The following is a 23,963-nucleotide window of genomic DNA, read 5'->3' as shown; positions in this document are numbered from 1 at the left end:
AATCCGTCAGGAGGCGGCCGGAGCCGGGCTCCCGGAGGGCCTAATGGTAATGTCGCGTCCAACCGTTAGAACGAGGGAAAGGGGTGACCGCGGTGCTCGTGTCGCCCGCACTGTCAGAGCCGCCCGGGACACCGGGCCTGCGCCCGCTGCTGCGCGCACTGCCCGTCTTCGCAGGGGAGACCCCGGGCTTCGCCACGGCGGCGGCCCCCGCCGGGCCCGTCGGCCTGTTCGCCGCCTGGCTGCGCGAGGCCGTCGAGGCGGGCGAGCCCGAGCCGCACGCCATGACGCTCGCCACCGTGGACGCCGACGGGTACCCGTCGGCGCGCGTGCTGATCCTGAAGGACGTCCTGCCGGAGGCCGCGGGCTGGCAGTTCGCCGTCCAGGCCGGGAGCCCGAAGGGGCGCGACCTGGCGCACCGGCCGTACGCCGCGCTCACGTTCCACTGGAAGGCGCTCGCCCGCCAGGTCAGGCTGCGCGGCCCCGTCACCGCCGAGGACGCGGAGTCCGCCGCGGCCGACTTCCGCGCCCGCGGCCTGCCCGCCCGCGCCGCCGCGTCCCTCGGCCGCCAGAGCACGCCGCTCACCGACCCCGCCGCGCGGGAACGCGAGCTGACCGCCGCACGGGAACGCCTCGCCCGCGATCCGGACGCCGTGCCTCCGGAGTGGACGCTGTACACGCTGCGGGCCGAACGCGTCGAGTTCTGGCAGGGCAGGCGCGACCGCGACCACGTCCGGCTGGCGTACGACCGCGACGGCGCGGCGGGCTGGAAGCGGGGGCGGCTGTGGCCGTGACCCAGGACCCGGCCGCCGTCCGGGACCTCGTGCTCGCTGCCCACCGCCGCCTCCGCGCCCTGCTGCCGCGCCTCGCCGACGGCGGCGAACGCGCCCCGAGCGCGCTCCCCGGCTGGTCGAGGGCGCACCTGCTGTCGCACGTCGAGGGCGTGGGCCGCGCCCTCGCGCGCCAGGCGCGGTACGCGGTGCGCGGCGAGCGCGTCGCCGTGTACGACGGCGGCCGTCCCGAGCGTGACGCGGGCATCGAGGCGGGCTCCGTGCGGGACGCGGAGCAGCTGCGCCGCGCCGTCGCCGCCGCGCTGGACGAGGCCGACGCCGCCTGGTCGGCGGTCGGCCCGGACGACTGGCGGCGGCCGGTGGGCTACCGCGACGGCGTGCTCACCGACGCGCTGCTGGCGTGGTGGCGCGAGGTGGAGGTCCACACGGCGGACGCCCTGCTCGGGTACGCGCCGGGGGAGTGGCCCCGCCCGTTCTGCGCGCACGCCCTGGACTTCCTGTCGGCGCGGGTGCCGGAGGGCGTGCGGCTGCGGCTGACGGCCTCGGACGGGCCGGAACGCGCGGAGTACGGCGCGGAGTCCGGCGCCGGGCGCGACGTGGCCGTGCAGGGGCGGCTCGCCGACCTGACGGCCTGGCTCGCGGGCCGGACGCCCGACGGCGCCCTGACACCGCCGGTGGCGCGGCTGCCCGCCCTCGACCCCTGGCCGTGACGCGCGGCCCCGCGGCGGCGTCCCACGGCGCCGCCGCGCCGGGCAGATGTCCCAGGCGAACGGGTATGCGACGGTCCCCCGTTGGGCAATCTCACCGGGCATCTCCCTCCGGGGCTTCCGGTCCCTCAGAACCGGCGCCGCCGGGGCACTAGATTGAAGGGCGACGCACTGTCACCCGATCGCCTGCTCAGGGGGCTTGGCAGCGAATGACCACGAACGGCGCGCCTGACGCGCACAGCGCACGCGAGGACGCACCGCCCGTCCCCCGCCCGCCCGGCACGCCGCCGGTGCCCCGGCATGCGCCCGACGCCGACGCGCCCCCTCTGGTCCGCTGGCTGCGCGCGCCGCGCCCGCCCGCCGTACCCGGCGTCTGGCGCACGGGACACGTCCCCAAGCCGCCCGAGGACCCGGACCGCCTCGGCGACCGCGAGCTGCACGGCGGCGCCGCCCTGGCGGCGATCACCGGCTGGGTCGTGTGGTCGCTGTACGCGAACGGCTACCTGCCGTTCGTCACCTGGCCGCTCGACTGGCTGGGCGCGGACTCCTGGGGCACGTCGACCGCCGGTCCGACGCTGCTGTGGCTGTACGAGCTGCTGTTCGCGTACCTCCTCGTGTACGCCTTCGCACGCGTCGGGAACGGGCCCGCGCTGTGGCGGCGCTGGCGGCCGTCGCTGCTGCGCAGGGTGTGCGGCCGGGCCGACATCCCGCCGCTGCCGCCGCGCGCCACCACCCGCGCGCTGGTGGCGCTGGCCGCGCTGTGGGCCGCCTGGCGCCTCAGCTTCCTCGGCATCTGGACGTTCTGGCTGGAGCCGCTGTACGCCGTCGTCCCCGACTCCTGGTGGCGCGACGGCGACACCACCGCGTACACCCTCGCGTACAACGCCCACTACCTCCTGTGGACGGCCCTCCTCGTCGCCCTCGCCGCCGCGGCGGGCGGCTGGCGGCACGTCCTGCGGCACTTCCCGCGCGGCGCCGCCGACGGCACGGCCGCCGCCGACCGCGCGCGCCTCGCCGACTTCGCCGAGCTGCGCGCCGCGGGCGCGCCCGCCGCCGCCGACCGGCTCGCCCGCGAGATCAGGGACGGCACGATGAGCGACCTCGACTACGCGCGCATCGAGCACGCCTGGCGCGCCGTCCGCAGCCGCCCCACCGCCCTGCCCGCCTTCGCCGGGGCCGCCGAGACCGAGGGCGCCGCCGCGTTCACCCACCCGTCGGGCGACCGCGACCTGCCCGCCCGCACCGCGCGGCACGACCTCCTCACCGGCCAGGTCCGCATCGGCACGGCCCTGGACGAGGACCGCAACGCCTACGCCTACCGGGGCGAGGAGGTCGCCTTCGACCCGGCCGTCCTGGGCACATCGCTGCTCGCCGTCGGCCCGCCAGGCTCAGGGAAGACAGGACGCGTCATACGCCCGGTCACCGAGGCCCTGTGCCTGCGCGCCCTCACCGGCCAGGCCGCCGTGGTGGCCGTCGGCACGGCGCGCAGCGCGCTGGGGCCCGACGCCGCGTTCGACATCATCGTGCGCGTCGGCGACCCGGCGAGCACCCACCACCTCGACCCCTACGGCGGCGCCGCCGACACCGACGAGGCCGCCGCGCTGCTCGCCGAGGCACTGGTCGGCGGCACCCGCGTGGACCCCGCCGAGGCCGCCGCCGTCCTCGTCCAGCTGATCGCGCCCTACCACGCGGCGTACGCGCGGCTCCCCGGCGTCCCCGAGCTGCGCGCCATGCTCGACGGCGCCCCCGCCCTCCTCGCGACCCTCCGCGACGACCTCGCCCACGCGGGCGCCGCCCACCAGCAGCGCGAACTCGACGCACGCGCCCGCCAGGCCCAGCGCCCCGACGACCTCGGCCCCCAGCTCGCCGACCGGCTGGCCGTCCTCGACCGCGCGGGCTTCTCCCTCGGCGCGCGCCCCTTCTCGCTGAGCGCCCTCGTGCACCCCGTGCGCGTACGCGTCGACCTCCCGGGCGGCGGGCACGCCGAGGCGGGCCGCATCATCACGCGCCTGCTGCTCGCCCAGTTCACCACCGCCGCGACCACCCGGGCGGACCGGACCCTCTTCGCCTGCCTCGTGCTGGACGACGCGACCGCCGCCGTCACACCCGGCACCGTACGCGGCCTCACCCAGCTGCGCCCCAACAACGCCGGTGCCGTCCTCGCCCTGCGCACCCTGGACGACGTGCCGTCCGCCCTGCGTACCGGGCTGCTGGGCGCGGTCGGCTGCCGGATGGCGTTCTCCGGGCTGACCACCTGGGACGCCGAGCACTTCGCGCGCGCCTGGGGCACCGCGTGGACCGAGGACCAGGAGACGACGCGCACGCCCGACCGCGCCGGCGGCGTGCTGCGGCGTACGGTCCGGGGCGTGCGCAAGCTGTTCACCGGCCGCGACACCACCACCGAGTCCGTCACCGTGCGGCGGGTCGAACGCGAGCGCTGGTCCGCGTCCGAGCTGGCCCACCGCGTGCCGCCCCGCCACGCGGTGGTGTCGATGACGACCGTCGGCGGCGAGCCGACCCCGCCGGTGCTCGTACGGCTCGGCTGAGCACCCCCGCCGCCCCCTATGGCGAGCGATGTACCGTGATGAGACGTGTTGTCCTGGCCCCCGAGGTGACCCATGCAGCCCACGCTCGCCTCCCTGGCCCAGCACACCGGGCTCAAGCTCGCCGTGCTCTCCGGGGAGGGCAGGCTGGAGACGCCCGTGCGATGGGCGCACGCCAGCGAACTCGCCGACCCCGTCCCCTGGCTCGACGGCGGCGAGCTGCTCCTGACGACGGGCCTGAAGCTGGCCGTGGACGACGCCGACGCGATGCGGGAGTACGTGACGCGGCTGGCGGGCGCCGGGGTCGTCGGCCTCGGCTTCGGGGTCGGCGTCAACCACCCCGAGGTGCCGCCCGCGCTGCTCGAAGCGGCCCGCGCGGTCGGCCTGCCGCTGCTCGAAGTACCGCGCCCCACTCCGTTCATCGCCATCGGCAAGGCCGTGTCCGCCGCCATCGCCGCCGAGCAGTACCGCACGGTCTCGGCCGGATTCGCCGCCCAGCGCGAGCTGACCAGGGCCGCCCTCTCGGACGGCGGGCAGCAGGCGCTGCTCGACCGGCTCGCCGTCCAGCTCGGCGGCTGGTGCGCCCTGTACGACCTGGCGGGGCGCGTCACCGGCGCCGCGCCCGCCTGGGCCGGGCGCCGCGCCGCCGCGCTGGCCGACGACGTCAGGGCCCTCGGGGAACGCCAGGCCCCGGCCAGCGCCGTCTGCGCCGGAGCGCCCGACGACGACCGCGTGGAACTCCAGTCGATCGGCGCGGGCCGCACACCCAGGGCCGTCCTCGCCATCGGCACCGGCGCGCCCCCCGGCACGGCGGAGCGGTACGCGGTGCAGTCCGCCGTCGCCGTGCTGACGCTGCTCACCGAGCGCTCCCGCGCGTACCAGGAGGCGGAGGGGCGGCTCGGCGGCGCGGTGCTGCGGATGCTGCTCAGCGGCGAGGCGGACCACGCCCGCGCGGTGGCGGGCCAGTTGTACGGCGGGCTGTTCGACGCGCCGCTGCGGGTCCTCGTCGCCGAGGTGCCGGGCACGGGCGAGGAGCGTGACGCGCTCGGCCGCGCCGTCGTGACGGCCGCCGCGCGGGCGGGCGAGCCGGTGCTGGCGGCGGCCGACGGCGACGGGCTGGTGTGGCTGCTGCCCGACGGCGGCGCCACCGCCGCGGCCTGCGCCGAGTACGCCGCGGCGGGGGAGCCGCCCGCCGGGCTCGTCATGGGCCTGTCGGCGCCGACGGGGCCCGCCGCCGTGGACTCCGCCTACCGGCAGGCGCGCGAGGCGCTGGTGGTGGCCAGGCGGCGCGGCCGCGTCCTCGTGGAGCACACCGACGTGGCGGCCGGGTCGATATTGCCGCTGCTGGCGGACGACGCGGTGCGCGCGTTCGCGGACGGCATGCTGGGCGCCCTGCGCCGCCACGACGAGCGGGGGAGGGGCGACCTGGTGGCGTCGCTGCGCGCCTGGCTGGCGCGGCACGGGCAGTGGGACGCCGCGGCCGCCGACCTGGGCGTGCACCGGCACACGCTGCGGTACCGCATGCGCAGGGTCGAGGAGATCCTGGACCGCTCGCTGGACGACCCGGACGTCCGGATGGAGCTGTGGCTCGCGCTGAAGGCGACCGCGCCGGGCGCCTGACCCGTACGGCCGCCGCCCCCGTTCCCCGGCTTGTCCCGGGGAACGGGGGCGGCTGTCCGCGCCGCGGTGCGCCGCGTCAGCAGTACGTGTTCTGCTGGCCCGTGATGCGGTACACGCAGTCGGCGTACTCCAGCAGCAGGAGCACCGCCGCGTCGTTGCGCGCCGTCTCGCGCGCGATGACGCTGCCCGGCGGGTAGAAGCCGCCGCCGCTGGCGCTGCGCGGGTACATCTCGAAGGTGTACGAGAAGATCCCCTGGTTCGCCCACAGCCAGTCGTTGATGGACCCGTCCGTGATGTACAGGTCGCTGGACTGCTGCGGCGTGTAGCCGTTGGTCCCCGCCATCTGCCGGCCGAGCGCCTCGAAGGCCGCCGCGTCGTCCGCCGTCAGGCCGGGGCCGGTGCGGTCGTACGTGTAGCCGTAGGGCCACAGCACCAGCTCGCCGTACGTGTGGAAGTCGATGTGCGCGGTGATCTGCTGCTGCCCGCCGACGACCCGGCTGCGCACGAAGTCGGCGACGACGCGCGTCTCGGTGGCCGACTCGGCGGACGGGCCGCGGTACGTCTCCGAGCTGGCCGAGCCGGACGAGCCGCCGCAGCAGCCCCAGCGGTACGCCCAGTTGCGGTTCAGGTCGGTGCCGACGTAGGAGCTGCCCGGCGTGGGCTGCCGGTTCTTGCGCCAGCTGCGGAACGAGCCGGACTCCTGGTCGTACACCTTCCCGTCCGGGTTGACGGACGGGATGAGCCACACCTCGCGGGTGTTCAGCAGCTCGGTGATGCGGGCGTTCGTGCCGTAGCCGGAGGTCAGCACGCTGAGGGTGCGCAGCGCCATCTCGACGGTCAGGTGCTCGCGGGCGTGCTGGTTGTGGGTGAAGAGGACCTCGGGCTCGTTCTCGTCCGTGGCGGCGTTGTCGCTGATCTTCACGGCGATGATGTCGCGGCCCTGGTAGGAGCGGCCGATGACCCGGGTCGTGACCAGGCTCGGGTGGGCGGCCCTGACGGCGTTGATCTCCGCCACGGCGGCGGCGTATGTGTGGTAGTCGGAGGGGGCGTTGGGCCGGATGTCGGTGGCGGCGGTGCCGGGCAGGGCGCTCAGCTCGTACCCGAGGGCGCGCAGGCGCCGTACGTCGGCCGCGTTCGCCGTGATGACGACGGAGTCCGCGCGTACCTCGTCGATGGCCGTGCCGGTCCTGGAGAGCGCGGTGCGCTCGGCGGCGGTGCTCAGCCCCGTGACCTCCCACTGCTGCACGGTGGCGGCCTCCGCCGCGGGGGACAGGGACGGGGAGGAGGCGGTGGCCTGCGTGCCGAGACCGGCGGCGAGGGCCAGCGCCACGAGGGCGGCTGCTGCGGTGCGCGCACGGCGCGCGGGTGTGCTGGGTCTGGTGCGGCTGGTGCGGCGGAACGGTCGCAAGGCTTCTCCCTGGGGTGTCCGATGCGCCGGTGGGCGGCCCCTCGTGGGGCGCCCCGCTGTGGTGCGCCAGGCTCGCGCAGAGCCATGCTCCGGCTCGTGACATGCTCCGGTCAATAGCGCCTTTCCGTGCCGCCCCGTGCCGCCTCCCTGCCGAAGTGGCGCGCCGACGCACCCCACCGCGCCACGCCGGACAAGAAGCCACGGGCGTACCAGCGCCTACGGTGGGAACCCAGGACAGCAGACACCACCGGAAGGCGGGCTCCGCGATGACGACGACCACTTCTCCGCAGCCGTTCTGGCTCGCCGGGCGGCAGGCGACCGGCGAGGACACCCTGGAGGTCACCTCGCCCTGGGACGGCAGGACCGTGGGCACGGTGAGCGTGCCCACGGCGGCGCAGACCGAGGAGGCGGTGGCCGCCGCCGCGTCGGCCGCCGCCGAGTTCGCCGCCACCCCCGCGTACGTACGGGCCGCCGCGCTCGACCGCGTGGTCGCGCTGCTGGCCGAGCGCACCGAGGAGATCGCGCAGCTGATCAGCGCGGAGAACGGCAAGCCCGTCAAGTGGGCGCGGATCGAGGTCGCCCGCTGCCAGTCCGTCTTCCGCTGGGCCGCCGACGAGGCGCGCCGCTTCAACGGCGGCACCGCCCAGCGCCTGGACGCCGACGCGGGCGGCGCCGGGCGGCTCGCGCTGACGCGGCGCGTCCCGTACGGCCCGGTGCTCGGCATCGCGCCGTTCAACTTCCCGCTCAACCTCAGCGCGCACAAGGTCGCCCCCGCGCTCGCCGCCGGTGCCCCGATCATCCTGAAGCCCGCCCCCGCCACCCCGCTCTCCGCGCTGCTGCTGGGCGAACTGCTCGCCGAGACCGAGCTGCCCGCCGGTGCCTGGAGCGTCCTGCCGGTGCCGAACGACGCGATGCCGTCCCTCGTGCAGGACGAGCGGCTGCCCGTCATCTCGTTCACCGGCTCCGTGCCCGTCGGCTGGTCGATCCGCGACTCGGTGCCGCGCAAGCGCGTCACGCTCGAACTCGGCGGCAACGGCGCGGCCGTCGTCCTCGCCGACTACGCCTCGGACGCCGACCTCGACTGGGCGGCCACGCGCATCGCGACGTTCTCGAACTACCAGGGCGGCCAGTCCTGCATCTCGGTGCAGCGCGTGATCGCCGACACCGCCGTCTACGACCGCCTCGTCCCGCGCATCGTCGCGGCCGTCGAGGCGCTCGTCACCGGGGACCCCGCCGACGACGCCACCGACGTCGGCCCGCAGATCAGCGAGGAGGCCGCCCGCCGCATCGAGGGCTGGGTGAACGAGGCCGCCGACGCGGGCGCCAAGGTCCTCACCGGCGGCACCCGGCAGGGCGCCTCCGTCGCGCCGACCGTGCTGGAGGACGTCCCGGCCGACTCCAAGGTGGCGCGCGAGGAGATCTTCGGGCCCGTGCTGCTGGTGACCCGCGCGGACGGCGAGGAGGCGGCGTTCGCGGCGGCCAACGACTCGGAGTTCGGCCTCCAGGCGGGCGTGTTCACGCACGACCTGCAGGCGGCGTTCCGCGCGCACCGGGCCCTGGAGGTCGGCGGCGTGGTGATCGGCGACGTGCCCTCGTACCGCGCCGACCAGATGCCGTACGGCGGGGTGAAGGCGTCGGGCGTCGGGCGCGAGGGTGTGCGGTTCGCGATGGAGGACTACACGTACGAGCGCGTCATGGTGCTCACCGGCCTCCAGCTCTGAGGCCGCTGTGACGTCCCGGGGGCGGCCGTGACAGCGCCCCCGGGACGCCGGTCAGCGGGCCAGGTCCAGCCGCTCCACGCGCACCGGCCCCCACAGGGTCAGCCGTATGTCGCGCACCCCTTCGGGGACGCTGGGGAGCGTCGCGGTGACCGTCGTGTACGCGTAACGGTCCCCTGTGGACGGCACGGTGAACTCCGCGCGCTGCCCGCCGCCCCCGGCCTCCAGCACGTCGAGCACCACCCGCGCCTCACCCTCCTCCTCCCGCGCCGCCCGCAGCGCCACGGTCACCGGGCCCGTCCCCTCGCCCAGCGCGCAGCGCCGGAAGACCAGTTCGCCCGGTACGCCGTCCGCCGCCGGGGCCACTGCCTCCCCGGCGCTCCTGCTGAGGTCCACGAGCACGACGCCCGCCGCCTCGTCGAAGTCGGCCGCCGCCAGACCCGCCGCCCCCACCGGGCGCGGCCCGGCGGGCTCTCCCGCGACGACCACCGTGGCCGTACCCCTGACGTCCGCGCTGGACGCGGCGGCCTGCACCTCGTACGCCCCCGGCTCCACGGTCCAGCGGCCGTGCGCCACATCCCAGAAGCCCAGCGCCTCCGCCAGCGGCACGGCGAACTGCACCCGCCGCGACTCGCCCGGCGTCAGGCGCACCCGCCGGTGTGCGGCCAGTGAACGGTGCGGGCGCGGCACGCTCGGCTGGACCGCGCGCACATAGAGCTGCACCACCTCGTCGGCCGTCACCGCGCCGGTGTTGGTGACCGTCACCTCCGCCTCCAGCACGTCGCCCGCCTGCGCGGCGGTCAGGCCGCCGTAGGCGAACGACGCGTACGACAGGCCGTGCCCGAACGGGTAGAGCGGCGTCCCGTCGAAGTACAGGTACGTGCTGCGCGCGGCGATCAGGTCGTAGTCACGCAGCCCCGGCAGATCGGCGTCGGACGCGTACCACGTCTGCGGCAGCCGCCCGGCGGGGGAGACGTCGCCGCACAGCACGCGCGCCAGCGCCGTCCCGGCGTCCTGGCCGCCGTGCGCCGTCCACAGGAGGGCGGGCAGCACCGCGTCGGCGTGCGGGACGGCGTACGGGTAGGACGAGGCGAGGACGAGGACCGTCCGGCCGTTGACGGCGTGCGCGGCGCGCCACAGGCGGTCCTGCTGCGGCGGGAGGCCCAGCGTCGTGCGGTCCTCGGTCTCGCGCCCGTTGATGTGCGGGTCGTTGCCCAGCACCACGACCACCGCGTCGGCGGCGGACGCGGCGGCGGCCACGTCGTCGCGGCCGTCCCTGGTCCTCCTGACGTCCCACACCGTGCCGTCGGCGCCCTCGGGCGCGGTGGCGAGGCCGCCGGGCCCGGCCAGCAGCGGGCGGCCGGTGGCCAGGTGCCGCAGGACGTGGCCGCCCGCGGCGGCGGGGTCGAGCGCGAACGTCTCCCGGACGACCCAGCCGTCCGGGCGGTCGGCCGAGGCGCGCAGCAGGCCGTCCTCGGCGACGGACAGGTAGCGGCCGTCGGGCGCGCGCAGCGTGAGGACGCCGCCGCCCCAGTCGGTCATGGCCAGGTCCGACGCGGCCTCCGCCGGGCCGAGCACGAGCGGCGGGAGGTCCGTACGGCCGCGCAGCAGCGCCGGGTCGAGTACGGCGGCCGCGCGCCCGCCCTCGCCGTCCGCGTCCGCCGCCGGGGCGTCCGGCACGGTCAGCCAGCCGCCGTCCGCCCGCAGCCGCACTCGGTCTGCGCCGTCCGCGAACGTCACGGACGCGACGCCCGGGTGCGCCCGCAGCCCGTCCAGCGGCGTGACGCGCCGCAGCAGCGAGCCGCTGTACCAGTCGAGCTTCACCTCGTCCGCCAGCGGGCCGACCACCGCGACGCGCGCCCCCGGCGGCAGCGGCAGCGCCCCGTCGTTCTTCAGCAGCACCACAGCCTGCTCGGCCGCCTCGCGCGCCAGCGCCCGGTGCCCGGGGGTGTCGAACGCGGCGTCGTCCGCACCGGCGGGGGAGTCGCCGTCGAGGAGTCCGAGCCGGATGCGCAGGTCGAGCAGCCGCGCCACGGCCCTGTCCACGTCCTCCTGGGTGATCAGGCCGCGCTCCAGCGCCCGCGTCAGCCGCGCGACGGTCGGCGCGGGGTCCTCGCCGTGGTCGGTGAAGCTGTCCACCCCGGCCCGCAGCGCGGCGGCGAGGCCCTCCTCGTGCGTCGGCAGGTAGCCCTGCGACCCGGCGATGTTGCTGGGCGCGCCCGCGTCCGAGCAGACGACGAGCGGCAGGCCGCTCCAGCGCCGCAGCTCGTCGGCCAGCAGCGGCGAGAGGTGGTTGGGGCGGCCGTTGACGAGGTTGTACGCGGGCATCACGCCCGCCACCGCGCCCGCGCGCACGGCGCCGCGGAAGGCGGGCAGCTCGTACTCGTGCAGTACGCGGGGGCGCAGCGTGGTGGACGCGGTGTCGCGGTCCGTCTCGTGGTTGTGCGCGAGCCAGTGCTTGAGGACGGGGGCCGTGCGCCAGTGGGCGGGGTGGTCGCCGCGCAGTCCGCGCGTGTACGCGGTGGCGAGTGCGGCCGTCAGGCGGGGGTCCTCGGAGTAGCCCTCCTCGTTGCGGCCCCACAGCGGGTGTCGCAGGGGATTGACGGTGGGGGACCACACGTTGAGTCCCACCCGGTCGTCGGCGGCGCGCATGGCGCGGACCTCGCGCCCGACGGCCTCGCCGACGCGCCGGACCAGCTCGTCGTTCCACGTCGCGCCGAGGCCGACGGCCTGGGGGAAGACGGTCGCGGGCCCCATCCAGGCGACGCCGTGCAGCGCCTCCTGGCCGGTGCGGAAGGCCGGGAGCCCGAGCCGGGGCACCGCCGGGGCGAACTGGTGCAGCATCGCGACCCGTTCCGCCGGGGTGAGCCGGCCGAGGAGGTCGGCGACGCGCGCGGGGACGCCGAGTGCGGGGTCACGGAACGGTGGTGGTCCGTCGGTCACGGGTCGCTCCCTTGCGATGGCGGCGGCCAAGCCGTGCTCCGGCCCGGACGTTCGAAGCGCTTCGATGCTGGATTTCCGGCGGCGTCCTGTCAAGACACCGACACCTGACGGACAGCCATCTCCTTGTGATCGCTGGCCAGTCGGGCGCCCCGGCGCCCCCTGCGGCAGGGAACTTTCTGCGGAACAGGGCTTGTGGTCCCGGGAGTCGGGTCTTAGCCTCGGCGCAACATCGAAGCGCTTCGATCACTGTGCCGCCACACGTCCGCCCACGTCACCGAGCCGCAAAGGTGTCCCCGCCATGCCGATTCCCCGTCCGGCGCCCAGCCGCAGACGATTCCTCAGCTCCTCCGCGTACGCCGCGCTCGCGGTCACGGGCGGCGTGCCCCTGCTGTCCGCGTGCGGCGGGAACGGCGGCGGTGGCGGCGGGCAGGAGGGCCGCGCCTCGGAGTCGCGGCTGCGGGAGATCCTGCCCTCCTACCGCGCGTCGGACGCCGCCGTGGAGCCCGACATCGCGCCGGAGAACGGGTCGAGCCCCGGCTACACGGCGTGGATACCCGACGAGGAGCTGGGCGTCTCGGTGCCCGAGGTCCCGGGCGGCGGCGGCGAATTCCGGGCGATGACGCCCCTGTGGGGCACTCCGCCCGGGGCGGGCAACGCGTTCTGGACCGCCATGGACGAGGCCATCGGCGTCCGCATGGACTGGGAGACCCAGGACGGCAACACGTACGGCGAGAAGCTCGGCGCCGTCCTCGCGGGCAACGACATCCCCGACCTGGTGTGCATCCCCGGCTGGAACCTCACCGGCCAGATCCCGCAGGCCATCGGCAGCCGCTTCGCCGACCTCGGCCCCCACCTGTCGGGCGACGCCGTGCTCGACTACCCCAACCTCGCCGCCATCCCCACCGGCGCCTGGCAGGCGTCCGTGTTCGGCGGCGCCCTGCGCGGCCTGCCCATGCCGGGCGCCCCCATCGGCGGCGTCGTGCCCTACTACCGCCAGGACGTCTTCGAGGAAAACGGCTGGGAAGTCCCCGCCGACGCCGCCGACTTCCTGGACTTCTGCGTGGACATCACCTCGGCGCGCAACGGCGTGTGGGCCTGCGAGGACCTCAAGTGGACGGCGTTCATCATCCACGGCGTGCTGCCCGAGAAGCCCAACTACTTCGACCGCGGCGACGACGGCCGCCTGGTCAACCGCTACGAGACCGACGCGTACCTCGAAGCGCTGGAGTGGACCCGCAGGCTCTACGAGGCGGGCGTCGTCCACCCCGACGCCGTCGCCGCGTCGGGCGACGCCAACCAGCGCTTCACGGCCGGCGAGGTCCTCATGTTCAACACCGGGGACGGCGGCTGGCACAACACCGTGGTCGAACAGCGCACCGCCAACCCCGGCTTCCACATGAACGCCTTCGACTTCCCCCGCCTCGCCGGGCAGGACCCCGTCGTCTACCTCGCCAACGGCTCCGGCATCTGGACGTTCGTCAACAAGGACCTCCCCGAGGACCGCGTCCGCGAGGCACTCCAGATCGCCAACTACACGGCGGCCCCCTACGGCACGGCCGAGAACCGCATGCGCGCCTACGGCGTCGCGGGCACCCACTACACCCTGGAGGACGGACTGCCCGTCCGCACCCCGCAGGGCGAGGAGGAGGTCGTCCCCGAGACCTACCCGTTCATCTGCTCCCCGGGCCACTCCATCGCGCTGCCCGACACCCCGCAGGTCGTCGAGGACTGGACCGGCTGGCAGAAGCGCAACCTGGCCTTCGCCCGCGAACCGCTCTTCTACGGCCGCCAGATCCAGGAGCCCGCCCGCCTCGCCAGCATCAACAGCGGCTTCGAGGACCTGGAGGACGACGTCGTACGCGGCCGCCGCTCCCTGCGCGACCTGCGCAACGCCGTGGACGACTGGCGCAGCGCCGGGGGCGACGAGCTGCGCGACTTCTACCAGGGCCTGCTGGACGAGGAAGGCGCCTGAGCGTGCCGGACCACCAGCCACCCGTGTCCCCGCGCACGGCCCCGCCGCCCCCCGTGGAGCCGCGGCGCGCCGCGTTCCGCCACCGGCTGCGCCGCGACTACCCGCTGATCCTGATGACGCTCCCGGCGGTCGGGCTGCTGGTCGTCTTCGCCTACGTCCCGATCGCGGGCAACGTCATCGCGTTCCAGTTCTACAGCCCCTACGCGGGCGACGGGTTCTTCGACTCCCTCGCCAACAGCGCCTGGACCGGCATGGAGAACTTCTCCCGGATGCTCGACGACCGGGACTTCTGGAACGCGGCCCAGAACACCCTGCTGTTCTCCTCGCTCCAGCTGATCTTCTACTTCCCCGTGCCCATCGCCCTGGCCCTGCTGCTCAACAGCGTCCTGCACCGGCACGTCCGCGCCTGGACGCAGGCCGTGCTCTACCTCCCGCACTTCTTCTCCTGGGTCCTGGTCGTCACCGTCTTCCAGCAGCTCTTCGGCGGCGCCGGGCTCGTCGCCCAGCTGCTGCGCGACTGGGGCTGGTCCGACGGCTTCGACCTGATGACCGACCCGGGCTTCTTCAAGTGGCTGGTCACCGCGCAGGTCATGTGGAAGGACGCGGGCTGGGGCATCATCGTCTTCCTCGCCGCCCTGTCCACGGTCAACACCGAGCTGTACGAGTCGGCCGCCGTGGACGGCGCGGGCCGCGCCCGCCGCATGTGGCACGTCACGCTGCCCGCGCTGCGCCCCGTCGTCGCCCTGCTGCTCGTCCTCCAGGTGGGCAACATGCTGACGGTCGGCGGCGAGCAGTACCTCATCCAGCGCACCGCCGTGGGACCCGGCGCCTCCGAGGTGCTCGACACCTACGTGTGGCACACCGGCATCCAGAGCGGTGACTTCAGCTACGCGGCGGCGATCGGCATCGTGAAGGGCGTCTTCAGCGTCGCCCTGGTGCTCGCGGCCAACCGAGTCGCCCACGCGATGGGCGAGCAGGGGGTGTACGCACGCCGATGACCGCCACCGACACGCGCCCCACCGGCGGCGCCCGTCCCCGCACCGGCGGCCCCGCCCGCACCGCGCCCCCGGGCCGCCGCGCCTCCCGCGACACCCGGCCCGCCTGGGAGGAGCCGCCCACCCGGGCCGGCCTGGGCGCCAAGGGCGCGATCCTGGTCCTCGCCGTCCTGGCAATCCTCTTCCCCGTCTGGATCGTCGCCGTCACCAGCGTCTCCGACGCCGAGACGATCTCCCGCACCGGCGGCCTTGTCGTCTGGCCCGACGGCGTGAGCCTCGACGCGTACCGCGAACTGCTCAGCGGTGGCGAGGTCTCCCGCGCCATGCTCGTCTCCCTCGGCGTCACCGTCGTCGGCACGCTGCTGAGCATGGCCGTCTCGGTGCTCGCCGCGTACGGCCTCTCCCGCCTCGGCTCGCTCGGCCACCGGCCGCTGCTGTTCACGCTGATGGCCACGATGTTCTTCGGCGGCGCGGGCATCATCCCCACGTACCTGCTGGTCCAGAGCCTTGGCCTGATGAACAGCTACGCGGCGCTGATCCTCCCCATGGCGGTCAACGTCTTCAACATCCTGGTGCTCCGCGCGTTCTTCATGAACGTCGGGCAGGAGATCATCGACAGCGCCCGCATCGACGGGGCGGGCGAGTTCCGCATCCTGTGGCAGCTCGTCCTGCCGCTGTCCCGCGCGGTGCTCGCGGTGATCTCGCTCTTCTACGCGGTGGCCTACTGGGGCAACTGGTTCGCCGGCTTCATCTACATCACCGACCAGGAGAAGCTGCCCCTGCAGAACGTCCTCCAGCAGATCGTGCTGGCCAACGAGCGCCCGGCCGGGATGGCGCAGGTCATCGGCACCGGCCAGATCCCCAGCCTCGCCGTGCAGACCGCCGTCATGATCCTCGCCCTGCTGCCGGTCGCCGTCCTGTCCCCGTTCGTCCAGCGCCACTTCAAGAAGGGCATGCTCATCGGCGCCGTCAAGGGCTGAGCCCCCCCGCCCGCCAGGTCCGCCGCACCACCCAGGGAGTCCTGTACGCCATGCGCCCGACCCTCGCCGACGCCACCCGAGGCCGCATCCTCTTCGGGGGCGACTGGAACCCCGAGCAGTGGCCGGAGGAGACCTGGCACGAGGACGTCCGCCTCATGCGGGAGGCGGGCGTCACCCTCGCGACCGTGGGCGTCTTCTCCTGGGCGTCCGTGGAACCGCGCCCGGGTGCCCGCGACTTCCGCACGCTCGACACCGTGCTCGGCCTGCTGGACGACGCGGGCATCGGCGCCTGCCTCGCCACCCCCACCGCGTCACCCCCGCCCTGGCTCGGCGCCCGCCACCCCGAGACGCTGCCGCGCGACGAGCACGGCGCCGTCGTCTGGTACGGCTCGCGCAACCACTTCTGCCCCTCCTCACCCACCTACCGCGAACACGCCCTGCGCATTACCCAGGACATCGCCCACCGCTACGGCTCCCACCCCGCCCTGCGCCTGTGGCACATCAACAACGAGTACGGAACCGCCTGCTGGTGCGACACCACCGCGGCCCACTTCCGCACCTGGCTCCAGGCACGCCACGGCACCCTCGACGCGCTGAACGAGGCGTGGGGCACCGCGTTCTGGAGCCAGCGCTACGACGACTGGGCCGAGATCCTCCCGCCCCGCCGCGCCCAGTACCTCCCCAACCCGGCGCACGTCCTGGACTTCAAGCGCTTCACCAGCGACGCCCTCCTGGAGTGCTTCACCGCCGAACGCGACGCCGTCACCGCCGCCTCACCCCGTGTCCCGGTCACCACCAACCTCATGCCGCTCTTCCCCGGCATCGACGGCTGGCGCTGGGCCGCCGAGGAGGATGTGGTGTCCGTGGACCTCTACCCGGACCCCGCCGCCGGGCCGGACGACCCCGCGGGAGCCGCCCACGGCGCGCTCGTCCAGGACCTCACCCGCTCCCAGGCGCGCGGCCCCTGGGCGCTGATGGAGCAGGCCGCGTCCGCCGTCAGCTGGCGGCCCGTCAACAAGCCGAAGCCGCCCGGTCTGACGCGCCTGTGGTCCCTCCAGGCCGTCGCACGCGGCGCGGACACGCTGTGCTTCTTCCAGTGGCGCCAGTCCCGGCAGGGCGCCGAGAAGTTCCACTCGGCGATGCTCCCGCACAGCGGCCCGCGCTCCCGCGTCCACCGGGAGATCCGCGCCCTGGGCGCCGAACTGCCCGCGCTGGACGCCGTCGTCGGCACCACGGTCCCCGCCCGCGTGGCCGTGCTCCACGACTGGCCCTCCTGGTGGGCCGCCGAGCAGCCGGGCCGCCCCTCCGACCAGGTCTCCTACCCGGCCGTCCTCGCCGCCTGGCACCACGCGCTGTGGCGGCGCAACCTCACCTGCGACCTCGCCCACCCCGAGGCCGACCTCACCCCGTACGACCTCCTCGTCGTCCCGCAGCTCTACCTGCTCGGCGACGCCGCGCTCGACTCGCTCGCCGCCCGCGTGCACGCGGGGGCCACTCTCGTGTGCGGCTTCCTCACCGGTGTCGCCGACCCCGACGACCGCGTACGGGACGGCGGCACGGACGCGCGGCTGCGCCGGATCCTCGGCCTCGCCGCCGTCCACGAGTGGTGGCCGCTCGCGCCGGGGGAGACCGTCACCCTGGACGACGGCACGACGGGCAGCCTGTGGAGCGAGGACATCGAACCGGCCGCACCCGCCGGTGCCACCACCGCCGCCGCGTACGCGACGGGCCCCCTCGCCGGCCACCCCGCGATCACCCGCCACCGCCACGGCGCCGGCACCGCATGGTACGTCTCCACCCTGCCGGAACCCACCGCACTCGCCGACCTGCTCTCCCGCGCCGCCGCAGCGGCCGGTGTCGAACCGCCGCTGCCCGCCGTACCTCCCGGCGTCGAAGCCGTCGGACGCGGTCCGTTGCTCTTCCTGCTGAACCACACCGCCGCCCCCGTGGAAGTCCCCCTCCCGACCCCGTACACCGACGTACTCACCGGCCGCCACCACACCACGGCCATCCCCCTGCCCCCCAACGGCGTCGCCGCGCTGCGCCCTTGACGCCCCGACCGGCGCGCCCCCACAGCGCTCACCCGTTGCGACGCAGCGTCGCCGAACACGGCTGTCCCCCGGCGGGCACGACCACCCCGCGCGACTGACCGCGTGCCCCGCCGCCGACGCGCCTGTCCTCCCACACGCCGATCTCCTGTCCCGGCAGTCAGCGCTGCCGCGGGCCCTGCCCGACCTCGGCAGCCCGACCACTCCACCGCCAAGGGCCACCGGCCCCCGTGTCGGCGACGCCCCGTCCGCCCGTGATCCCGCCGAGCGGGCCGGTCGCCGTGACCCGCGCCACCCAGCGAAGCCCCCGGTAACGCGACGCCGGGCCGCCGTCAGGTGCGTACGGGCGCCGGGCCCGTGCTCGCCCGCACCGTCAGCCGGGGCGGCAGCAGCTCCACCACCGGAGCGGTGCCCGCGTCCCCCACCTTCGCCATCACCAGCTCGACCGCCCGCCGCCCCATCTCCTGCGCCGGGAGCGCCACGGACGTCAGCGCCACCGACGTCTGCGTGGCCACCGTGTCCGGGCACACCGCCACCACCGACACGTCCTCGGGCACGGCCCGCCCCTGCTGCCGCAGCAGCCCGAGCAGCGGCCCGATCGCCGCCTCGTTCTGCACGACGAAGCCGGTGGTGCCAGGCCGTTCGTCGAAGATCCTGGCCAGCGTGCCCGCCACCGACTCGTAACTGCCCTCGCACGGCCGGTGCAGCACCCGCGCGCCCAGCTCGGCCGCCCGTTCCCGCACCCCCTGGACCGTCCGCTCGGCGAAGCCGGTGCGCCGCTCGTACACGGCGGCGGCCTCGCCCACGATCGCGATGTCCCGGTGCCCCAGCTCGGCGAGATGGTCCACGCACAGCCGCCCGGTGGCGGCGAAGTCCAGGTCCACGCACGTCAGCCCGGCCGTGTCCGAGGGCAGCCCGATGAGGACGGCGGGCCGTTCCGCCTCGCGCACCAGCGGGAGCCGCGCGTCGTCCAGCTCCACGTCCATCAGGATCATCGCGTCCGCGAGACCGCTCCCGACCACCCGCCGCACGGCCGCCGGGCCCTCCTGCCCCGTCAGCAGCAGCACGTCGTGGTCGTGCTCGCGCGCCGCCGTCGCGACCGCCACGGCGATCTCCGTCATCACCGGCACGTACATGTCGGTGCGCAGCGGCATCATCAGCGCGATGATCGCGGACCGGCTGCTGGCCAGGGCGCGCGCACCGGCGTTGGGGTGGTAGCCGAGTTCGCGGATGCTGCGCTCGACGCGCTCCCTCGTCCCGGCCGAGATGGTCCGCTTGCCGCTGAGGACATAGCTCACCGTGCTGGCGGAGACCCCGGCGTGCCGGGCGACCTCGGCGAGGGTGACCATCGGCTCTCTCCCGGGACGCAGGTGTGAAGCGCTTCGACGGCTGCCCGCGAAGCGGTCGCGTTGACCTTAGACCGGCCGACTGGCCATGTCCAGAGATGTGTTGAAGCGCTTCAACAACCGGAACCCGGCGCCGTACCGGCCGCCCCGCGCCGCGCATTTCCCGCCCCGCCGCCGGTACGCGGTGGCGTCGTCCGGGTACATACCGCAGCGGGCCGCGCACTGTCCGCCCCCGGCCGCACCCCCACCAGGACGAGGTGAGCGAAGATGTCGGTCTCCACCCGGGACGCCCGCCGTATCGCCGGAGCCGCCCGCCGCGACGGACGGGACACGGGGTTCGCCCGCCACCTCTTCCTCGGCCGCCTCCGCCTCGACCTGATCCACCCCCGCCCCGCCCCCGACCCCGCGGCGGCCCGCGCGGCGGACGCGTTCCTGGCCCGCCTCGCCGACTTCTGCCGCACCTCGCTCGACGGCCCGGCCATCGAACGGGACGCGCGCGTGCCCGACGAGACGGTACGCGGCCTCGCCGCACTCGGCGCGTTCGGCATGCGCGTGGACCGCGCGTACGGCGGCCTGGGCCTCGGCCACGTCCCCTACCACCGGGCGCTCGCCCTCGTCGCGTCCGTCAGCCCGGCCGTCGCCACGCTGCTCGCGGCGCACCAGTCCACCGGCGTGCCCGAGGCGCTCGCCCGCTTCGGCACCGAGGAGCAGCGCCGCGCGTTCCTGCCGCGCTGCGCGGGCGGGGCGATCTCGGCCTTCCTGCTCGGCGAGCCGGACGCGGGCTCCGACCTGTCCCGCGTCGCCGCGACCGCCGTGCCGGACGCCGGCGGCGACGGCTACCTGCTGGACGGTGTGAAGCTGTGGACGACGAACGGCGTCGTCGCCGAACTGCTCCTCGTCCTGGCCCTGGTGCCCGACGCGGGCCTCACCGCCTTCGTCGTCGAGGCGGACGCGCCCGGCGTCACCGTCGAGCACCGCAGCGCCTTCATGGGCCTGCGCGGCACCGAGAACGGCGTCATACGGCTGCACGGCGCCCGCGTCCCCGCCGGGCAACGCGTGGGCGCCGAGGGCGAGGGCCCGCGCATCGCCGCCGCGCTGCTCGCCGGGGGACGGCTGGCGCTGCCCGCGATGTGCGCGGGCGCGGGCAAGTGGTGCCTCAAGATCGCCCGCGAGTGGTCGGGCGCCCGCGTGCAGGGCGGCGGGCCCATCGCCGGGCACGAGGCGGTCGGCGCGCGGATCGCGTTCATCGCCGCCAGCGCGTTCGCCCTCGACGCCGTCGTCGAGCTGACCGGCGAGCTGGCCGACGCGGGGACGCCGGCCGGGACCGCCGCCCCCGACCTGCGCGTCGAGACCGCGCTCGTCAAGCTGTACGCGGGCGAGACGGCCTGGCGCGTCGCCGACGACCTCGTGCAGATACGCGGCGGACGCGGCTACGAGACCGCCGCCTCCCTCACCGCGCGCGGCGAACGCGGCGTCCCCGCCGAACAGCTCCTGCGCGACCTCGGCGTCCACCGCGTCCACGAGGGCTCCGCCGACGTCCTCCACCTCCTCATCGCCCGCGAGGCCATAGGAGCGCACCTCGCCGTCACCGGCGACCTCGTCGCCCCCGACGCCAGCCTCACCCGCAAGCGCCGCGCCGGGCTCGCGGCGGGCCGCTTCTACGCGCGCTGGCTGCCCACCCTCGCCACCGGCCGCGGCCACCTCCCGCTGTCCTACGGCGACTTCCACATCTCCGGCTACCCCGACCTCGCCGCCCACCTCCGCTGGGCCGAACGGTCGGCGCGCCGCCTCGCCCGCGCCACGTTCTACGGCGTCTCGCGCTGGCAGGGGCGGCTGGAGGCGCGCCAGGGCTTCCTCGCCCGCGTGGTGGACATCGGCGCCGAGCTGTTCGCCGTCGCCGCCGCCTGCGTCCACGCCGAACGGCTCCGCGCCGCCGGGGAGCACGGCAGGACGGCGTACGAGCTGGCCGACGCCTTCTGCGCGCAGGCCAGGCTCCGCACCGAGCACCACTTCCGCGCCCTGTGGCACAACGCCGACAAGACCGCCGCCACGCTCGCCGCCCGCGTGCTGGACGACCGCTACCTCTGGCTGGAGGACGGCGTCCTCGACCCCTCCACGCCCGGCCCCTGGATCGCCCCGGCGGGCCCGGCGCCCTCCCCGCGCAAGAACGAGCACCGCGCCATCCGCTGATCACGCCCCGCCCGCCGCGCACGCACGGCCGTTCCCCCCACCCCTTCGGTGCGGGAGCCGTCGCGGAGCGGTGACAATGGGGGGATGACCGAGAGCCCCGTCTGTCTCGCCGACCCCCATCTGCGTCCCTCGGCCGCGCCGCCGCCCGACGGACCGCGCGAGGTCGTCATCCTCGGATCGACCGGTTCGATCGGCACGCAGGCGGTCGACGTCGTCACGCGCCATCCCGACCGGTTCCGCGTCACCGGCCTCTCGGCGGCGGGCGGGCGCCTCTCGCTCCTCGCCGAGCAGGCGCACCGGCTGCGCGTCCGCACGGTCGCCGTCGCCCGCGCCGACCTCGCCGGCGCGCTGCGCGAGGCCCTGCGGGCGCTCTACGGCGCCGAGCCGCTCCCGGAGATCCTGGCGGGCCCCGACGCCGCCGGGGAACTGGCCGCCCGCCCCTGCCACACCGTGCTCAACGGGATCACCGGCTCGATCGGCCTCGCGCCCACCCTGGCGGCGCTGGAGGCGGGGCACGTCCTGGCGCTCGCCAACAAGGAGTCGCTCATCGTGGGCGGCCCCCTGGTCACGGCCCTCGCCAAGCCCGGCCAGATCGTCCCCGTGGACTCCGAGCACTCCGCGCTCTTCCAGGCACTCCTCGGCGGCACGCGCGGCGAGGTGGACAAGCTGGTCGTCACGGCGAGCGGCGGCCCGTTCCGCGGCCGCGGCCGCGCCGAGCTGGCCGCCGTCACCCCGGCCGAGGCCCTTGCGCACCCCACCTGGGCCATGGGCCCGGTGATCACCGTCAACTCGGCGACGCTCGTCAACAAGGGCCTTGAGGTCATCGAGGCCCATCTGCTCTACGGCATCCCCTTCGACCGCATCGAGGTCGTCGTCCACCCGCAGTCGTACGTGCACTCGATGGTGCAGTTCACCGACGGCTCCACGCTCGCCCAGGCCGGGCCGCCCGACATGCGGCTGCCCATCGCCCTCGGCCTCGGCTGGCCCGACCGCGTGCCGGGCTCCGCGCCGCCCGTGGACTGGACCCGCGCGCACACGTGGGAGTTCTTCCCGCTGGACACCGATGCCTTCCCCTCTGTGCCGCTCGCCCGGCATGTCGGTAGCCTCGGCGGTACCGCGCCCGCGGTGTTCAACGCGGCCAACGAGGAGTGCGTCGACGCCTTCCTCGCCGGGCTGCTGCCGTTCACCGGGATCGTGGACACCGTCGCCGCGGTGGTCGAGGAGCGGGACACCGTCCCCTCCGGAACCTCCCTGACCCTCCCGGACGTCCTCGAAGCGGAGACCTGGGCCCGGCGGCGGGCCCGCGAGCTGACCGGCACGGCGACCGGTGCTGAGCAGGAGAAGCAGGAGAAGACCGCATGACGGCGCTGATGTTCATCCTCGGCATACTCATCTTCGTCCTCGGGCTGCTCTTCTCGATTGCCTGGCACGAGTTCGGGCACTTCTCGACCGCCCGCATGTTCGGCGTGCGCGTGCCCCAGTTCATGGTCGGCTTCGGCCCGACCGTCTGGTCACGCCGCCGCGGCGAGACCGAGTACGGCGTCAAGGCCATTCCGCTCGGCGGCTACATCCGGATGATCGGCATGTTCCCGCCCGGCGAGGACGGCGCCGTGCGCAAGCGGTCCACCTCGCCGTTCCGCGGCATGATCGAGGACGCGCGCGCCGCCGCCTTCGAGGAGCTGCAGCCGGGCGACGAGAAGCGGCTGTTCTACACGCGCAAGCCGTGGCAGCGCGTCATCGTGATGTTCGCGGGCCCCTTCCAGAACCTCATCCTGGCCGTCGTGATCTTCCTCGGCGTCCTGATGGCCTTCGGGGTGAACGAGCAGACCACCACCGTCGCCAGCGTCTCCGAGTGCGTCGTCCCCCAGGACGAGGGCGCCCGCGACTGCCGCGCCTCCGACCAGCCCGCCCCCGCCGCCGCGGCGGGACTGCTGCCCGGCGACCGCATCACCGCGTTCGACGGCGAGCCCGTCACCGAGTGGGGCGCCCTCCAGGAGCGCATCCGCGACACCGTCGGCCCGGCCACCATCACCGTCGAGCGCGACGGCCGCTCCCTCGACCTGCGCGCCGACCTCATCGAGAACCAGGTCGCCAAGACCGACGGCGACGGCGGCTACGTCGAGGACGAGTACGTCAGCGCCGGATTCCTCGGCTTCTCCCCGGCCAGCGGCGTCGTCCGCCAGAGCTTCCCCGACTCGGTGGAGCGCATGGGCGACATCATGAGCAACGGTGTCCAGGCCCTGGTGGACATCCCCTCCGAGGTCCCCGGCCTGTGGAACGCCGCCCTCGGCAACGGCGAGCGCGAGCCCGACTCCCCGATGGGCGTCGTCGGCGCCGCCCGCGTCGGCGGCGAGATCTTCACGCTCGACATCCCCGCCAGCCAGCAGATCGCCACCGCGCTCTTCCTCGTCGCGGGATTCAACCTCTCGCTCTTCCTCTTCAACATGCTGCCGCTGCTCCCGCTGGACGGCGGCCACATCGCCGGGGCCCTGTTCGAATCGGCCCGCCGCAAGGTCGCCAGCCTGCGCAAACTGCCCGACCCCGGCCCGTTCGACGTCGCCAAGCTGATGCCCGTCGCCTACGTCGTCGCGGGGGTGTTCGTCTGCTTCACCCTGCTGGTCCTCGCGGCCGACATCGTCAGTCCGGTGAGTCTGACCGGCTGAGGTGCCGTAGGCTCTGAGTGCTGGAAACCGCCCGTCGCACCG

Annotated in this window: 15 protein-coding genes; 12 read left to right on the top strand and 3 right to left on the bottom strand. The window is 75.2% G+C overall.

Annotated elements, in window-relative coordinates; translation table 11 throughout:
* The first annotated feature begins 92 nt into the window (after positions 1 to 92).
* From ACIBPC_RS30095 to ACIBPC_RS30080, 4 genes are all read left to right on the top strand, one after another.
* Entirely contained in the window at positions 93 to 791 is a 699-nt protein-coding gene (locus ACIBPC_RS30095) for a pyridoxal 5'-phosphate synthase (protein ID WP_398849150.1), read from the top strand.
* Positions 782 to 1,498, top strand: coding sequence for a maleylpyruvate isomerase family mycothiol-dependent enzyme (locus ACIBPC_RS30090; protein ID WP_398849044.1), 717 nt, complete (start codon positions 782 to 784; stop codon positions 1,496 to 1,498). The genes ACIBPC_RS30095 and ACIBPC_RS30090 overlap by 10 nt, the downstream gene beginning before the upstream one ends.
* A gap of 206 nt (positions 1,499 to 1,704) precedes the next feature.
* The gene (locus tag ACIBPC_RS30085; RefSeq protein WP_398849042.1) at positions 1,705 to 4,041 is read left to right on the top strand and encodes an ATP-binding protein; all 2,337 of its coding nucleotides are present in this window, start codon (positions 1,705 to 1,707) and stop codon (positions 4,039 to 4,041) included.
* Positions 4,042 to 4,113: 72 nt separating this feature from the next.
* The gene (locus ACIBPC_RS30080; protein WP_398849040.1) at positions 4,114 to 5,658 is read left to right on the top strand and encodes a PucR family transcriptional regulator; all 1,545 of its coding nucleotides are present in this window, start codon (positions 4,114 to 4,116) and stop codon (positions 5,656 to 5,658) included.
* 76 nt (positions 5,659 to 5,734) lie between these two features.
* Here ACIBPC_RS30080 and ACIBPC_RS30075 read toward each other — a convergent pair whose 3' ends face one another.
* Complete coding sequence (locus ACIBPC_RS30075; RefSeq protein ID WP_398849038.1) at positions 5,735 to 7,066, bottom strand: M14 family metallopeptidase; 1,332 nt, start codon at positions 7,064 to 7,066, stop codon at positions 5,735 to 5,737.
* Positions 7,067 to 7,332: 266 nt separating this feature from the next.
* Here ACIBPC_RS30075 and ACIBPC_RS30070 point away from each other — a divergent pair, with 266 nt between their 5' ends.
* A complete protein-coding gene (locus ACIBPC_RS30070) occupies positions 7,333 to 8,787 on the top strand; it encodes an aldehyde dehydrogenase family protein (RefSeq protein WP_398849036.1) in 1,455 nt (484 codons plus the stop codon).
* A 51-nt stretch (positions 8,788 to 8,838) separates the two neighbouring features.
* Here ACIBPC_RS30070 and ACIBPC_RS30065 read toward each other — a convergent pair whose 3' ends face one another.
* Positions 8,839 to 11,727, bottom strand: a complete 2,889-nt coding sequence (locus tag ACIBPC_RS30065) for a glycoside hydrolase family 3 C-terminal domain-containing protein (RefSeq protein ID WP_398849034.1) — start codon at positions 11,725 to 11,727, stop codon at positions 8,839 to 8,841.
* A 298-nt stretch (positions 11,728 to 12,025) separates the two neighbouring features.
* Between ACIBPC_RS30065 and ACIBPC_RS30060 the strand changes: the two genes are divergently transcribed.
* The 4 genes from ACIBPC_RS30060 to ACIBPC_RS30045 are packed head-to-tail and all read left to right on the top strand — an operon-like array spanning position 12,026 to position 17,725.
* Positions 12,026 to 13,699 (top strand): extracellular solute-binding protein, encoded by a 1,674-nt coding sequence (locus ACIBPC_RS30060; protein WP_398849032.1) that lies wholly within the window; start codon positions 12,026 to 12,028, stop codon positions 13,697 to 13,699.
* On the top strand, positions 13,696 to 14,697 hold the full coding sequence (locus tag ACIBPC_RS30055; protein ID WP_398849148.1) for an ABC transporter permease: 1,002 nt from the start codon (positions 13,696 to 13,698) through the stop codon (positions 14,695 to 14,697). The genes ACIBPC_RS30060 and ACIBPC_RS30055 overlap by 4 nt, the downstream gene beginning before the upstream one ends.
* Complete coding sequence (locus tag ACIBPC_RS30050; RefSeq protein WP_398849030.1) at positions 14,694 to 15,674, top strand: carbohydrate ABC transporter permease; 981 nt, start codon at positions 14,694 to 14,696, stop codon at positions 15,672 to 15,674. Before ACIBPC_RS30055 ends, ACIBPC_RS30050 begins: the two co-directional genes overlap by 4 nt.
* A 50-nt stretch (positions 15,675 to 15,724) precedes the next feature.
* Entirely contained in the window at positions 15,725 to 17,725 is a 2,001-nt protein-coding gene (locus ACIBPC_RS30045; protein ID WP_398849028.1) for a beta-galactosidase, read from the top strand.
* Positions 17,726 to 18,054: 329 nt separating this feature from the next.
* Here the strand turns inward: ACIBPC_RS30045 and ACIBPC_RS30040 are convergent, their stop codons facing one another.
* Positions 18,055 to 19,071, bottom strand: coding sequence for a LacI family DNA-binding transcriptional regulator (locus ACIBPC_RS30040; protein WP_362965236.1), 1,017 nt, complete (start codon positions 19,069 to 19,071; stop codon positions 18,055 to 18,057).
* A 264-nt stretch (positions 19,072 to 19,335) separates the two neighbouring features.
* On the opposite strand from ACIBPC_RS30040, the gene ACIBPC_RS30035 reads away from it, so the two are divergent.
* The 3 genes from ACIBPC_RS30035 (at position 19,336) to ACIBPC_RS30025 (ending at position 23,921) form a co-directional block, all read left to right on the top strand.
* Positions 19,336 to 21,258 carry an acyl-CoA dehydrogenase family protein gene (locus ACIBPC_RS30035; RefSeq protein WP_362965238.1) on the top strand — a complete coding sequence of 641 codons (1,923 nt, stop codon included), beginning with the start codon at positions 19,336 to 19,338 and terminating at the stop codon, positions 21,256 to 21,258.
* An 84-nt stretch (positions 21,259 to 21,342) separates the two neighbouring features.
* Positions 21,343 to 22,620 (top strand): 1-deoxy-D-xylulose-5-phosphate reductoisomerase, encoded by a 1,278-nt coding sequence (gene dxr / locus ACIBPC_RS30030; protein ID WP_398849025.1) that lies wholly within the window; start codon positions 21,343 to 21,345, stop codon positions 22,618 to 22,620.
* Complete coding sequence (locus ACIBPC_RS30025) at positions 22,617 to 23,921, top strand: M50 family metallopeptidase (RefSeq protein ID WP_398849023.1); 1,305 nt, start codon at positions 22,617 to 22,619, stop codon at positions 23,919 to 23,921. The genes dxr and ACIBPC_RS30025 overlap by 4 nt, the downstream gene beginning before the upstream one ends.
* Positions 23,922 to 23,963 lie beyond the last annotated feature (42 nt).

Origin of the sequence: Streptomyces sp. NPDC049879 (assembly GCF_044461265.1) — a bacterium.
Taxonomy (GTDB): domain Bacteria; phylum Actinomycetota; class Actinomycetes; order Streptomycetales; family Streptomycetaceae; genus Streptomyces.
Note: the sequence above shows the minus strand (reverse complement) of the source record. Positions and strands in the feature narration are given on the sequence as shown.